Below are 12,777 nucleotides of genomic sequence, written 5' to 3' on the forward strand. Positions count from 1 at the left end.
GCCAAAACGGCAGCGGTCTCCCGCGCGGAGACGCTGCCCCCTTAGCTCATTGGTAGAGCACTTCCTTGGTAAGGAAGAGGTAGTGGGTCCGATTCCCACAGGGGGCTCAGGCTTGGTACTGGTTTCGACCGGACCCGGTCGTGGCGGGGTAGCTCAGGTGGTTAGAGCACACGGCTCATAATCGTGGTGTCGCGGGTTCAAGTCCCGCCCCCGCTACAAAACCCCCCCCGGAATCCAACGGTTCCGGGGGATTCGTGCGTTGGGGCGGTGTTCGCCGGCGACGCTGGCCACATCGGGGTGGTCCGGATTAGAGTCGGCGCATGTGCAGGAACATTCACACGCTCCACAATTTCGAGCCGGCCGCCTCGTCTGACGAGGTCCACGCCGCGGCCCTGCAGTATGTGCGCAAGATCGCCGGGACGACGAAGCCGTCGAAAGCGAATCAGGCGGCATTCGACCAGGCCGTGGAGGAGATCGCCCACCTGACGCAGCACCTGCTGGACGACCTCGTCGCCACGACGCCGCCCAAGAACCGCGAAGAGGAGGCGGACAAGGCGCGGGCACGCGCTGTCAGGTCCGGCAGATACGCGGCGGCGTAGCGCGATCAGGTCATGTCGCCCGTGGCGGGAACCGAACCGGTCGGCGCGTAGCGCAGCAGCACGGCGCCGTGTTCCGACGGCGCGCCGGCAGAGAGCAGCCGTAACGAGGTGGGCGGTCCGTCGTGGGTGAACAGGCGCTTGCCCGCACCCACGACGATGGGATACACCCAGAGGTTCAACTGATCGAACAGGTTCCGCGCCACGAGGGTGCGGGCGAAGTCGATGCTGCCGATCACGTGGATCTCGCGGTGCCGCTCCCGCAACACAGACAGCTCCTCGTCGAGGTCGCCGCCCACCAGGTGCGAGTCACGCCAGCTGAGTTCGGGCGTGCCGCGCGATGCGACGTACTTCGGGATCGAGTCGAACTTCCGGGCGATCTCCCCAGCTCCGCTGTCAAGCTGGTGCGGCCAGTAGCCGGCGAAGATGTCGTAGGTGCGCCGGCCCAGCAGCAGGGCGTCCATGGCCGTGATCCCCTCGTCCACCTGCGCACCGACCGTGTCGTCGATGAGCGGTGCCTGCCAGCCGCCGAAGGCGAATCCCCCCTCCGTGTCCTCTTCGGGGCCACCGGGAGCCTGCGCGACTCCGTCGAGGGTCGTGAACAGGTCGATGTGTATGCGTCCGGTCATGGATTATCTCCTTTGAATCCCCCGCCTGGGCGACAATCGTGGTCACGCACACCGGTGCGTGTCAAGGCCGCCCCGGTGACTCCCGTCGGTGACGCACGAGACAATGGATGGCGTGACCGAGACTGAACAAGCCGCGACCGGCGCCGGACTCGTCGTCGGCGACGATGGCCGTGCCCGGCCGTTGTGGGCATCCGTCGACCCGATGCTGCGCGCCTATTACGACACGGAGTGGGGCCTGCCGGTGCGCGACGAGCACGGCGTCTACGAGCGACTGAGCCTGGAGGCGTTCCAAGCCGGCCTGTCGTGGGCGACGATCCTGCGCAAGCGGGCCGCGTTCCGCGCCGCATTCGCGAACTTCGACCCCGACGTGGTCGCGGAGTTCACGGATGCCGACGTGGCCCGGTTGCTCGCCGACGCCGGCATCGTGCGCAATCGGCTGAAAATCCTCGCCGCGGTCACCAACGCGAAGGCGACCGTCGCTCTCCGCGACGAGGGCGGACTCGCCGACTTCGTCTGGTCGTTCCAGCCTCCCGAAACGCCGCGCCCCCGCTCGCACGCGGAGGTGCCCACGACCTCTCCGGAGTCCGTCGCCCTCTCGAAGGCGCTCCGAAAGAAGGGCTTCGCGTTCGTCGGCCCGACAACGATGTTCGCGCTCATGGAGGCGATCGGCATGGTCGACACGCACCTCGTCGGCAGCCACCGCCGCGGCACCTCCGGGGTGTGGCCGGGCGAGTGACCGCGAGCCCGGCCCGGCTCAGCCGCTCCGCACGACCGCGGAGGCGACCACCAGGTCTTCCCAGGACATCCCCGAGCTCTTGAACACGCGCGGGCGGTTGCGGTCGACCGCGAGGGCGCCGGTCACGATGTCGCGCATCGGAACAAGCGAGAACGGGTCCAGCGTGCCCTCGTCGACCGCCATGATCACGTCGCCCGCCTCGCGCAGGGCAACCGCCCGGTCCTCCACGACGACCTGCGCGCGGCCCATCAGCGCTGAGTCCAGCTCTCGCACGCCCGGTTCGTGTGATCCGACGGCGACGACGCACGCGTCATCCGCCACCAGCGTGCCATCGAACAACGGATGCCGCGCCGTCGTCGCGCAGACCACCACCTGTGCGTCGGCCACGGCATGGACCGTCCCCACCCGGGCGTCCAGGCCCTCCACGCCGAGCCGCTCCACGAGCTCCTGCGCCCGAGACGCGTTCCGACCCACCACGGTCACCCGCTCGATGCTCCGGATCGCCCGGATGGCCTGCACGTGCCCGAGCGCCTGTGGCCCGGAGCCGAAGACGACGAGGTGCCGGGTCGCCGCCGGCGCCAGCAGGTCGGCGGCGGCGGCCGAGACCGCCGGGGTGCGCAGGGTGGTGAGCGCCGCGCCGTCCAGGAGGGCGGTCGGGGTGAGCGTGGCGGCATCCATCAGCAGGTAAGTGCCCTGGATCCGTTCGAGCCCGCGCTCGGCGTTGCCAGGTGCGACCGTGGCGACCTTCACGCCCACGAAGTCGCGGGATTCGCTCGGCATCAGCAGCAGCTGGCCGTTTGTGACGTCGAGCACCCCGCGGTGGAAGTCGGACGCCGGATCGACGCCGCCCCGGAGCGCGTCCTGCACCGCGCGCACCGCGCCCTCGAAACCGAGGGCGAAGACGTCGTCGGCCCCGAACCACCGGGGCGCCCCGGCGCTCACCGCAGCACCAGCCCGGTGCCGATGGGGTCGTCCGGGTCGAGAACGAACGCATGTTCGCCCGTGCGGTACGCCATCCCCTCCACCTCCGGAATAACCGCGCCTCTGATCGCGGAGGAGCCGGCGTCGACAGAGGCCGGGCCCCGCACCCGCCCCAGGAACCGGGTGCCCGCAATCGAGTCATGCGTGAGCACCTGCCCGGGAGCCAGGCGGCCGGCGTCGGCCAGCAGCGCGATGCGCGCCGCGCTGCCCGACCCGCAGGGGGAGCGGTCGATCCGGCCGTCGGCGAAGACGGTGACGTTGCGCTGGTGTGGTCCCTCGGGCGAGTCGCCGAGGTCGTCGTAGATGATGGTTCCGTAGACGCCGCTCAACCGGTCGTCGAGCGGATGCCGCGCCAGCCGGCTGTCGTTCAGCGCCCATTTGATCTCCCGGCCGAGTTGCAGCAGCCGGACGTAGTCCGCCGGTACGACGGAGAGGCCCAGCGCCTTCGCCTCCACGCTCGCGTACAGCGCGCCGCCGAAGGCGAGGTCGGCCTCGACGGGTCCGACGCTCGTGGCCACCTCGATGCCGCGGGCCACCGGGTAGGACGGCACGTTCTCGAACAGCACCCCGGTGACGACGCCTGCCTCGCAGCGCACGTGGGCGACGACGCGGCCGGAGGGGACATCCATCGTGACAGGCGTCACCCCGTCGGTGGCTGCGGCGACCCGGCCGCTCTGCACCGCCCAGACGCCGAGCGCGATGGTGCCGTGCCCGCAGGCGGTCGAGTAGCCGTCGCCGTGCCAGAAGAGCACACCGAAATCCGCCCCGTCATCGTCGGGAGGAACGATGAACCCGCCGTACATGTCGGCATGGCCGCGCGGTTCCCGCACCAGGAGCTGCCGAATGGCGTCGACGTCGCCGGACTGCTGGGCGAACACGCGCCGCTCGGCGACGGTTGCACCCGCGATATCGACGGGCACCTCCGGCACGATGCGGAACGGTTCACCTGCGGTGTGGTAATCGACAGTTCGCACCCGAGAAGTAATGTGCCACATATCATGATCGTAGTGACTCGGGATGCCTGTGGGCGAGCAGTTCGATTCGCCGCAGCCGCATCGTTATCGAGGAGTGAGGAGAACCATGGCACAGGCAATCCGCAAGGTGGAGCAGGTGCTGAGCCTGCGGAACCGCATCGGCGAGTCCTTGTCCGACGCGATCATCTCGGGTGAGCTCGCTCCCGGCACCCTGGTGTCCGTGCCCACCCTGGCCGCCCAGTTCGCCGTGTCGGCCACGCCGGTGCGTGAAGCCATGCTCGACCTCGAACAACGCGGCTTCGTCGCATCCGTTCGCAACAAGGGGTTCCGTGTCACCGACGTGAGCGAGCAGGACCTGCGCGAGATCATCGAACTCCGCCAAATGCTGGAGGCGCCGGCCATGCGAGCGCTCGCGGGCAGCTTCCCCCTCGAGACGCTCCCGAGATGGCGTGCCATGGCCGACGAGATCGCCATGCACGCCGAAAAGGCGAACCTCACCGGGTTCATCGAGCGCGACCGCGACTTCCACCTCGGGCTGCTGGCGGAGTACGGGAACGCGCGGCTGGTCGACATGGTGCGCGAGCTCCGTACCCAGACGCGCATGGTGAACCTCGCCCGCATGACGCACAGTCTTGAGCTGCCCGAGTCGGCGAGGGAGCACCACCGCATGCTTGACCTCCTGGAACAGGGCGACGGCGAAGGTCTTGAGGCCCTGACGCTGCACCACCTGGAGCACATCGTGGGCTGGTGGGCCGGGAGCCATCTCGCGGCATCCGTCTGACCTGCTCGCCACAGCCCAAGGGAAGCGATGCGGGGAAAACAGTCGATGATCCCGCTGACGTGCACGGATCCGGCCGTCCGCGGGGAGTGCAGCGCACGAATGTGACGAGAATGTAATATGTCACCTATTATTGGAACGCCGACTGCCAGTAACGTAAAGGCAGTGGCGACGCGATAGTGTTACCCGGTTGTCACCATCAAAGGAGAGGCAGACAATGAACTTCGCACGACGTAGCACCCTGATCCTGGGCATCGCGACAGCGGTGGCCCTCGGCACGGCCGGCTGTAGCGGCGGCCTGCTGGGCGGAGGTGGCAGCGATGACACCGGCAGCACCAGCGGCGGCGAGAGCGGCCCGATCAAGCTCGGCATGGTCATCCCCATCTCGGGCAGCAGCGCCCCGACGGGTGAGTACATGAAGAACGGCGCAACCATGGCCGTCGACGAGATCAACAAGGACGGCGGCGTCAACGGTCGCCAGCTCGAGCTCCTCGTCGAAGACGAGGCCTGTGACGCTCAGCAGTCCGTCGCGGCGGCCAACAAGGTCGTCTCCAACGGCGCCGTGGTGTCGGTCGGCGGCTACTGCTCGGGCGCCACCCTGCCGGAGATCCCGATCTTCCAGAAGGCCGGCATCCCGATGATCATCCCGGCCGCGAACTCGCAGGACCTGGTGAATCAGAACGCCAAGAACGTCTTCCTGATCAACGGAACCGGCAAGCAGCAGTCATCCGCTGCCCTGAAGTTCATGAAGAAGCAGGGTTACAAGACGGTCGCGATCGTCGACGACAACACCAGCTACTCCAAGGACATCAACACCGAGACCAAGAAGCAGATCGAGGAGGACGGGTCGATCGACGTCGTCCTGAGCACCTCGGTGACCGCCGGTGAGAGCGACTACTCCGCCGTCGTGCGCGACATCATGCAGGCCAAGCCCGACCTCGTCTACTGGACGGGGTACTACCAGGAGGGCGGCCTGATCATCAACCAGCTGACGAAGGCCGGTTTCCAGGGTGACATCATGGTTGCCGACGGCAGCGTCGACGCATCGCTCGTGAAGATCGCCGGCGGGGCGGATGGCGTGTACGCCACGATGACCCAGACCCCCGACACCATCAAGGGAGCCGAAGACTGGATCGCCAACTACAAGGACAAGTTCGGATCGGCCCCTGGCCCGTACTCCACGCAGTCCTACGACGCGGTGCGCCTCGCCGCCGAAGCCATCAAGAAGGCCGGCAGCACCGACGGTGACGCCATCATCAAGGCGCTCGAGGGCATCGACGGATTCCAGATGTTCTCCGGCCCGCTGAAGTTCACCCCCGAGCACACGCTGTCCAGCGGTGGGTTCGTGATCCTGCAGGTCAAGGATGGAAAGTTCGTCCTCGCGGACGACCTCGCCTCCTGATCCGAGTCGACGGATGCCGTAGCCGGCGCACACGCGCCGGCCGCGGCATCCGTCGCCCTGGTTTCGAAACGCCCTTGCTCCGAATGGATGACGCATGACTCAACTACTTTGGGACGGCCTCTTCGTCGGCTCGTTCTATGCCCTGATCGCGCTGGGCTACAGCATGGTCTACGGCATCATCAAACTGCTCAACTTCGCGCACGGTGACATCTACATGCTCGGCGCGTTCATCGGTTTCGCCGCGCTGACCTCCTTCGGCGGCATCCCGGCGTCGCTCTCGATCGGTGCGCTCATCGTCGTGATGATGCTCAGCATGCTGCTCACCGGCGGCGCGGGCGTGCTCATCGAGCGTCTCGCCTACCGGCCGCTGCGCGGGGCACCCCGGCTCGCGGTGCTGATCACCGCGGTCGGCGTCTCGTTCTCGCTGGAGTACGGGGTGGCCGCGATCGCAGGGCCGAACCCGCGGGCCTTCCCGGTGCGACTCGAAGGCGACGTCTTCGACGTGCTCGGCGCCCGCATCTCTCTGCCGCAGATCATCCTCATGCTCATCGCGGCCGCGCTCATGGTGCTGCTGAACTTCTACATTCAGAAGACGTCCACCGGTCGGGCCATGCGGTCCATCTCCCTCGACCGCAACGCGTCGCTCCTGATGGGCATCAACGTCAACGCCGTGATCACGCGCACCTTCTTCATCGGCTCCGCGCTCGCCGGAGCCGCCGGCGTGATGGCCGGCGCGTACTACGGCAAGATCGACTTCCTCATGGGCTTCATCATCGGCCTCAAGGCGTTCACGGCGGCTGTCATCGGCGGCATCGGCAATATCAAGGGCGCCATGCTCGGCGGCTTGGTGCTCGGCCTCGTCGAGGCATTCGGGTCGGAATGGTTCGGCGGCCAGTGGCGCGATGTCTTCGCCTTCGGTGTGCTCATCCTCTTCCTCACCCTTCGGCCTACCGGAATCCTGGGCGAACGCGTTACGGAGCGTGTCTGATATGAGCACCAGTGTCGACAAGACCCGCACCCGCCCGCGCTCGAACAGTGCCGGCGCCAAGCTCTCACGCTTCATGGAGAGCCCGAAGATCGGATGGGTGGCGTTCGCGATCGCGCTGCTCATGCCGTTCATCATCGCCACGCCATACGCGCTGAACGTCATGACGACGGCGGCGATCTTCGTGCTACTCGCTTCGGGCCTCAACATCGTCGTCGGGTACTGCGGCCTGCTCGACCTGGGATACATCGCCTTCATGGCGGTCGGCGCCTACACGGCCGGCATCGTCGCCAAGTCGTTCCAGCTGCCGCTGCTGTTCACCATTCCCGCGGTGATCGTGATGACCATCCTGGCCGGCCTCATCATCGGCGCCCCAACGCTCCGCCTTCGCAGCGACTACCTCGCGATCGTCACGCTGGGCTTCGGGGAGATCACGCGCATCACGGCGAACAACCTCAGCATCACGGGCGGTCCGTCGGGCATCTTCGGCATCCCGGGGCTGCTTGAGATCGGCGGCATCGACCTGCAGGAACCGGCGATCTTCTACTACGTCACCGTGGTCGTCGTGGCGCTGTTCGTGCTCGCGGCCGCCCGACTCGGCAAATCGCGGCTCGGCAGGGCCTGGCGGTTCGTGCGTGAGGACGAAGACGCAGCCGAGGCGATGGGCATCCACACCTACAAGGTGAAGCTGATGGCCTACATCTTCGGTGCCATCTGGGGCGGCTTCGGCGGCATCCTCTTCGCCGCGCACCTCACGGCCGTGTCACCGCAGAGCTTCGTCTTCCTCCAGTCGGCGCTCGTGCTGATGGCCGTCGTCCTCGGCGGCATGGGGAACATGCGCGGAGTCGTGATCGGCGCGCTGGTGATCAGCCTGCTGCCCGAGCTGCTGCGCGACCTCTCCGACTACCGGTACCTCGCGTTCGGCATCCTGCTCGTGGTCGTCATGGTGTTCCGGCCGCAGGGCTTCTGGCCGGCGCGCGGGTTCGAACCTGAGCGACCGGCTCCCAACGAGGCGGCCACCGAATCCGAACCGGCGCCCCCGAAGGAGGCCATCCGATGACCGCTGTGCTCGAGGTCAAAGACCTGCAGATCGGCTTCGGCGGTGTGAAGGCCGTCGACGGGCTGTCGTTCTCGGTGCACGAGAAGGAGATCATCGCGGTGATCGGCCCGAACGGTGCCGGCAAGACCAGTGCCTTCAACTGCATCACCGGCTTCTACAAGCCCACGGCCGGGTCGGTCACGCTCAAGGGCCAGAACATCACCGGCAAGCGCCCGGCTGACATAGCGGCCGCCGGGGTGACCCGCACGTTCCAGAACCTGCGGTTGTTCCCCGACCTCACCGTGCTGGACAACGTGCGCGCCGGCATGCACCTCTACGGCGGTCAGAGCTGGTTCGACGCCATCCTGCACACGCCCCGGTTCCGGCGAAGCGAGAACCGCTACAGCGACGAAGCGCACCACTGGCTCGATTTCGTCGGCTACCGCGGGCCGCGCGGCGTGCCCATCCGTAACCTTTCCTACGGCCAGCAGAAGCAGGTGGAGATCGCCCGCGCCCTGGCGCGCAAGGCCGACCTGCTGCTCCTGGACGAGCCGGCGGCCGGACTGAACTTCTCGGAGAAGCAGGTTCTGCTGTCACTGTGCCGGCGCATCCGTGAGCTGGGCACCGCAATCGTGCTGATCGAGCACGACATGGGGTTGGTGATGGAACTGTCGGAGCGGATCGTGGTGATGAACTTCGGTCGCGAAATCGCCGACGGCACGCCCGCCGAGGTCAAGGCGAACCCGGCGGTCATCGAGGCGTATCTCGGCAAGGACGACGAGGAGGTGCCTTCGCATGGCGATGCTTGAGTTCGACGATGTCGAGGTGTTCTACGGCAAGGTGCAAGCGCTGCGCGGCATGAACCTGCGTGTCGATGAGGGGGAGATCGTCGCCCTGCTCGGCAACAACGGTGCCGGCAAGACCACGACCCTCTCGACCGCGTCGGCGCTCGTGAGGGCGCACGCGGGCCGGGTCGCCTTCAACGGCCAGGACGTGACGAGGGCGCACCCGTGGAACGTCGTATCGGCGGGGCTCATCCACGTTCCCGAAGGGCGCCGGATTTTCAGCACCCTCACGGTTCTGGAGAACCTCCAGCTCGGCGGCTACCTCGTGAAGGAACGCGGTCTCGTCGCGAAGCGCATCGAGCGGGTCTACGAGCTGCTGCCGCTGCTGGCCGAGCGCCGGACGCAGCAGGGCGGCACCCTCTCCGGCGGCGAGCAGCAGATGCTGGCCATCGGTCGGGGGCTCGTGGCCGGCCCGAAGATGCTCATGCTCGACGAGCCCTCCATGGGGCTCGCGCCGCTCATCGTCAACCAGGTGATGCAGGTGATCTCCGAGATCCGCGATCAGGGCACCACCGTGCTGCTCGTGGAGCAGAACGCCCGCGCCGCGCTCAAGGTCACCGACCGCGCATATGTGATCGACGGCGGCGCCACCACGATCGAGGGCAGCGCGCGCGACCTGATGGCCGACTCGAGGATCATCGACGCCTATCTCGGTGCCTGATGGCGGCATCCGTTGCCCTGCACCTCACTCCCGAGGATGAGGCGAAGCTTGACGGCAGCTGGGGCGAGGGCATGGCGATGGCCATGCGCATCGTCGTGGCGCTCGCCCGGCTGTCGCAGGCGCCGCGGCTGATCGACGTGGCGTCCGCGCACATCGACGGATGCCTGTATCACGGCCAGGCCGGACTGGACTTCGCCGAGAAGCTGGTGCATCTCGGCGCCACGGTGGCGGTGCCGACGACGCTGAACGTGAGCTCGCTCGACCTCCTGCATCCGGGCCTGGTGCGCCTTGAGGCTGCCGAGGCGGGGCCGGCGCGGCGGCTGATGGACGCGTATGTGGCGCTGGGGGCGCGGGCGACGTGGACATGCGCTCCCTACCAGATCTCCTCACGCCCCTCCTGTGGAACGGACATCGCCTGGGCGGAATCCAACGCCATCGTCTTCGCGAACTCGGTGCTCGGAGCCCGCACCGCCCGCTACGGAGACTTCATGGACATCGCGGCCGCCATCACGGGTCGTGCGCCCTTCATCGGCTTGCATGTCCCGGCGAATCGGGTGCCGACGCTCGAGATCGACTGCTCCGCGATCGGGGCGCATGTGCTGGCAACGGATGCCGCGTGGGCGGCACTCGGGTTCGCCGTCGGCCGCGCGGCCGCGGAAGAGGTCTGCATTCTCACCGGCATCGACCCGGCGTTCGTCGACGAGGACCGGCTCAAAGCGCTCGGGTCGACCGCTGCGTCGAGCGGTGGGGTGGCGTTGTTCCATGTGGCCGGCTCGACGCCGGAGGCCGTTGTCGCCGGAGTGGCGTGGCCGGTGCCGGGCACCCGCAAGGTGGCCATCACCGCTGATGCCCTGCGGGCGGCACGCGATGAACTCACCACCGCAGCCGGGGTGGGCGGGCAACTGGACGCGGTGTCGCTCGGCACACCGCACTTCTCGCTCACCGAGTTCGCGAAGCTCGCAGAGGTGCTGGACGATGGCGTGCCATTCGACCCTGGCTGCCAGGTGTGGATCTCGACATCGCGCGCGGTGCTCGCGGCGGCCCAGGAACAGGGCTACGCCGAGGTGTGTGAGCAGGCCGGCGCGCGGTTCGTGGTCGACACCTGCACCTATCTGGTGCCGATCCTCTCCGAATCGGTGCGGACCGCCATGACGACGTCGGGCAAATGGGCCTGGTATGCACCGGGGAACCTCGGCATCGATGTCGTGTTCGGCACGCTTGAGGAATGCGTCGCGTCAGCGCGCGCCGGGAAGGTGGTGCGTGATGAGTCTGCCTGGGAGTGACACCGGTGAGCATGACGGCCACACGGCCGCAGCGGATGCGCCGGCGCGCGTGACCGGCGAGACCCTCTGCGTCGGCGCTGGCAGCGGTGAGGTGCTCCGGCTCGACGAACCGTTGTCGCTCTGGGGCGGCACCGACCTCGCCACCGGGCGCATCATCGATGTGCACCACCCGCAGCACGGCATCTCGATCGCCGGGCGGGTGCTGGTGATGACGGCGTCGCGCGGGTCGAGCTCGTCGTCGAGCGTGCTGGCCGAGCAGATCCGCGCCGGGGTCGCGCCGGCTGCGATCCTCCTCGGAACGCGCGACGCCATCCTGACCCTCGGCGCCATCGCGGCGGCGGAGGTGTATCAGGTGCGACTTCCCATCGTCCTCATGGATGCTGCAGAGATCGCCGCTGTGCCCGCATCCGGGCCGGTGGACGTGCGCGCGGAGCCCGGCCAGGCGACCGTCAGCTGGTAGCCGCGGAACAACTACGCGTTGTGGGTCTGTTCGAGTTGGTCGGTGAGGCGGGTGGGTGATTTGGTGGCGGGTCGCCATCGTCCGGTTCTGTCGATCCAGGGCGGGGCTTTGATCTGTGGTGACCCGTCGATCATGCGGATCTCCCACCCCGAGGTCTCGATGGTGCGGTGGTGGAACCAGCAGAGGCACACGCCGTTGCTGGTGTGGGTGGGTCCGCCGTCCCGGTCGGGCCAGACGTGGTGGATTTCTGTCCACGCGGCGGGGATGTCGCAGCCGGGGATGATGCAGCCGCCGTCGCGGAGCATGATGGCGCGGCGTTGGGCCCGGTTGAAGGTGCGTTCCTTCGTGCCGAGTTCGACGATCTTGCCGTTTTTCTTGAGGACGACTTTTTGGAGTCCGCCGGCGCAGATCATCTGCCGCACCGCGTCCATCGAGATCGGTGTCTCCACCCCGTCGATGTGACCCACACCCCGGTTCGCTGCCAGGTCTTCCTGGCGGACGCTGACCAGCACGGTGGGGGCGTCTCCGGCGATGGTGGGGGTTTCGGTGGCTTTCGCGGCGGTGGCGACGATGACGGCGAAGATATCGTGCCGCTTCTGGTCGGGCGTGCGCGTGTCACCCGGGTCGCGGGTCTCACCGCGGGCGGCGAGTTCTTCGTCGATGAACGCGACCGGGGCGGTGCGCGGGCTCATATACGCGTCGATGACGCGTTTGGCGGCAGCGGCGGTCTCGGGCATCAGCATCCCCGTCACCGGGATCAGGCCGCCGTGTTCCCGCCCGAAGCGCAGGCCCCGGTTCTGCATGGCCTGTACTTCGCGGGGCTCTGCCCCGTCGGGGTCGAGGTGCGCCAGCCAGAGGGCCGCCTGGACGCGGGAGAGGTCCGCGGACACCGGCACCCCGCTGTCTTCCCCGTTGTCTTCCCCGCTGTCTTCGGTGGTGCCGGTCGCGGCGGCGACGAGGGCCGCCTCGGCCAGGCCGAGCTGGTCGGGGTGCACGCGCGGCAGTGCCGGGGTGAGCACGGTGATGATCGCGTCCGCCCCATCCAACCCCAGTGCCCCCGCCGCGACCGCCGCGCCGATGACGGGGAACGCCGCCGGGATCGGTTCCCCGGTCAGGGTCATCCCGCGCTGGAAGTTCTTGCCGAGCCGGAGCCTTCGCCGCACCGTCGCCCCGGAGACCAGGGTGACGCGCTCGAGGAGTTCGACCTCGTTGCGGCAGCCCTTCCGCGTGGAGAGCTTCTTCTCCAGAAGCTCCGGCCGGGACCGGTGACTGATATCCGACGCCACCGCGACCCGGTGCGCGTCCACCAGCCGGCCCAGCTTCTCGACCGCCCCCGCGAAGCGCAGCGCCTGCTCGTCGTTCAACCCGCCGGCCGTCCCCACCGGCACCGTCTCCAGCAGCGTCGCGG

General features: G+C 68.1%; 14 protein-coding genes and 2 tRNA genes. 12 read left to right on the top strand and 4 right to left on the bottom strand.

The window, feature by feature from the left end; translation table 11 throughout:
• Positions 1 to 35: 35 nt before the first annotated feature.
• From EEJ31_RS09415 to EEJ31_RS09425, 3 genes are all read left to right on the top strand, one after another.
• A tRNA-Thr gene (locus EEJ31_RS09415) sits at positions 36 to 107 on the top strand.
• Positions 108 to 142: 35 nt separating this feature from the next.
• Positions 143 to 216 (top strand) — tRNA-Met (locus tag EEJ31_RS09420).
• Between the two features lie 104 nt (positions 217 to 320).
• Complete coding sequence (locus EEJ31_RS09425; RefSeq protein ID WP_123046045.1) at positions 321 to 599, top strand: DUF2277 domain-containing protein; 279 nt, start codon at positions 321 to 323, stop codon at positions 597 to 599.
• A 5-nt stretch (positions 600 to 604) separates the two neighbouring features.
• Here the strand turns inward: EEJ31_RS09425 and EEJ31_RS09430 are convergent, their stop codons facing one another.
• Positions 605 to 1,225: a dihydrofolate reductase family protein gene (locus EEJ31_RS09430; protein WP_123046046.1), complete on the bottom strand. Its 621-nt coding sequence runs from the start codon at positions 1,223 to 1,225 to the stop codon at positions 605 to 607.
• A gap of 103 nt (positions 1,226 to 1,328) precedes the next feature.
• On the opposite strand from EEJ31_RS09430, the gene EEJ31_RS09435 reads away from it, so the two are divergent.
• Entirely contained in the window at positions 1,329 to 1,961 is a 633-nt protein-coding gene (locus EEJ31_RS09435) for a DNA-3-methyladenine glycosylase I (RefSeq protein WP_123046047.1), read from the top strand.
• 18 nt (positions 1,962 to 1,979) lie between these two features.
• Here the strand turns inward: EEJ31_RS09435 and EEJ31_RS09440 are convergent, their stop codons facing one another.
• Positions 1,980 to 2,903 (bottom strand): ornithine cyclodeaminase family protein, encoded by a 924-nt coding sequence (locus tag EEJ31_RS09440; protein WP_123046048.1) that lies wholly within the window; start codon positions 2,901 to 2,903, stop codon positions 1,980 to 1,982.
• Positions 2,900 to 3,916 carry a proline racemase family protein gene (locus EEJ31_RS09445; protein ID WP_233563829.1) on the bottom strand — a complete coding sequence of 339 codons (1,017 nt, stop codon included), beginning with the start codon at positions 3,914 to 3,916 and terminating at the stop codon, positions 2,900 to 2,902. The genes EEJ31_RS09440 and EEJ31_RS09445 overlap by 4 nt, the downstream gene beginning before the upstream one ends.
• Positions 3,917 to 4,022: 106 nt before the next feature.
• Between EEJ31_RS09445 and EEJ31_RS09450 the strand changes: the two genes are divergently transcribed.
• The 8 genes from EEJ31_RS09450 to EEJ31_RS09485 all read left to right on the top strand — a co-directional run bounded on the left by EEJ31_RS09450 (position 4,023) and on the right by EEJ31_RS09485 (position 11,369).
• Positions 4,023 to 4,697: a GntR family transcriptional regulator gene (locus EEJ31_RS09450; RefSeq protein ID WP_123046050.1), complete on the top strand. Its 675-nt coding sequence runs from the start codon at positions 4,023 to 4,025 to the stop codon at positions 4,695 to 4,697.
• Positions 4,698 to 4,911: 214 nt separating this feature from the next.
• Positions 4,912 to 6,096, top strand: coding sequence for a branched-chain amino acid ABC transporter substrate-binding protein (locus EEJ31_RS09455; protein WP_123046051.1), 1,185 nt, complete (start codon positions 4,912 to 4,914; stop codon positions 6,094 to 6,096).
• 94 nt (positions 6,097 to 6,190) lie between these two features.
• Positions 6,191 to 7,084 carry a branched-chain amino acid ABC transporter permease gene (locus EEJ31_RS09460; protein WP_123046052.1) on the top strand — a complete coding sequence of 298 codons (894 nt, stop codon included), beginning with the start codon at positions 6,191 to 6,193 and terminating at the stop codon, positions 7,082 to 7,084.
• Position 7,085: 1 nt separating this feature from the next.
• Positions 7,086 to 8,141 carry a branched-chain amino acid ABC transporter permease gene (locus tag EEJ31_RS09465; protein WP_123046053.1) on the top strand — a complete coding sequence of 352 codons (1,056 nt, stop codon included), beginning with the start codon at positions 7,086 to 7,088 and terminating at the stop codon, positions 8,139 to 8,141.
• The gene (locus EEJ31_RS09470) at positions 8,138 to 8,929 is read left to right on the top strand and encodes an ABC transporter ATP-binding protein (RefSeq protein WP_123046054.1); all 792 of its coding nucleotides are present in this window, start codon (positions 8,138 to 8,140) and stop codon (positions 8,927 to 8,929) included. Before EEJ31_RS09465 ends, EEJ31_RS09470 begins: the two co-directional genes overlap by 4 nt.
• Complete coding sequence (locus EEJ31_RS09475) at positions 8,916 to 9,626, top strand: ABC transporter ATP-binding protein (protein WP_123046055.1); 711 nt, start codon at positions 8,916 to 8,918, stop codon at positions 9,624 to 9,626. Before EEJ31_RS09470 ends, EEJ31_RS09475 begins: the two co-directional genes overlap by 14 nt.
• Entirely contained in the window at positions 9,626 to 10,909 is a 1,284-nt protein-coding gene (locus tag EEJ31_RS09480) for an aconitase X (protein ID WP_123046056.1), read from the top strand. The genes EEJ31_RS09475 and EEJ31_RS09480 overlap by 1 nt, the downstream gene beginning before the upstream one ends.
• Positions 10,890 to 11,369 carry an aconitase X swivel domain-containing protein gene (locus tag EEJ31_RS09485; protein WP_123046067.1) on the top strand — a complete coding sequence of 160 codons (480 nt, stop codon included), beginning with the start codon at positions 10,890 to 10,892 and terminating at the stop codon, positions 11,367 to 11,369. Before EEJ31_RS09480 ends, EEJ31_RS09485 begins: the two co-directional genes overlap by 20 nt.
• Positions 11,370 to 11,380: 11 nt before the next feature.
• On the opposite strand, the gene EEJ31_RS09490 is transcribed toward EEJ31_RS09485, so the two are convergent.
• The coding region (locus tag EEJ31_RS09490) for an HNH endonuclease signature motif containing protein (RefSeq protein WP_148040158.1) at positions 11,381 to 12,777 on the bottom strand (1,397 nt) is incomplete at its 5' end.

Source organism: Cryobacterium tepidiphilum (genome assembly GCF_003716325.1).
Taxonomy (GTDB): domain Bacteria; phylum Actinomycetota; class Actinomycetes; order Actinomycetales; family Microbacteriaceae; genus Cryobacterium; species Cryobacterium tepidiphilum.

Excerpts from the sequence above, each read along its gene's own strand:
- EEJ31_RS09465 (WP_123046053.1), top strand. The coding sequence starts at position 7,086 with ATGAGCACCAGTGTCGACAAGACCCGCACCCGCCCGCGCTCGAACAGT.
- EEJ31_RS09470 (WP_123046054.1), top strand. The coding sequence starts at position 8,138 with ATGACCGCTGTGCTCGAGGTCAAAGACCTGCAGATCGGCTTCGGCGGT.
- EEJ31_RS09435 (WP_123046047.1), top strand. The coding sequence starts at position 1,329 with ATGGATGGCGTGACCGAGACTGAACAAGCCGCGACCGGCGCCGGACTC.
- EEJ31_RS09425 (WP_123046045.1), top strand. The coding sequence starts at position 321 with ATGTGCAGGAACATTCACACGCTCCACAATTTCGAGCCGGCCGCCTCG.
- EEJ31_RS09455 (WP_123046051.1), top strand. The coding sequence starts at position 4,912 with ATGAACTTCGCACGACGTAGCACCCTGATCCTGGGCATCGCGACAGCG.
- EEJ31_RS09430 (WP_123046046.1), bottom strand. The coding sequence starts at position 1,225 with ATGACCGGACGCATACACATCGACCTGTTCACGACCCTCGACGGAGTC.
- EEJ31_RS09480 (WP_123046056.1), top strand. The coding sequence starts at position 9,626 with ATGGCGGCATCCGTTGCCCTGCACCTCACTCCCGAGGATGAGGCGAAG.
- EEJ31_RS09450 (WP_123046050.1), top strand. The coding sequence starts at position 4,023 with ATGGCACAGGCAATCCGCAAGGTGGAGCAGGTGCTGAGCCTGCGGAAC.
- EEJ31_RS09485 (WP_123046067.1), top strand. The coding sequence starts at position 10,890 with ATGAGTCTGCCTGGGAGTGACACCGGTGAGCATGACGGCCACACGGCC.
- EEJ31_RS09460 (WP_123046052.1), top strand. The coding sequence starts at position 6,191 with ATGACTCAACTACTTTGGGACGGCCTCTTCGTCGGCTCGTTCTATGCC.
- EEJ31_RS09475 (WP_123046055.1), top strand. The coding sequence starts at position 8,916 with ATGGCGATGCTTGAGTTCGACGATGTCGAGGTGTTCTACGGCAAGGTG.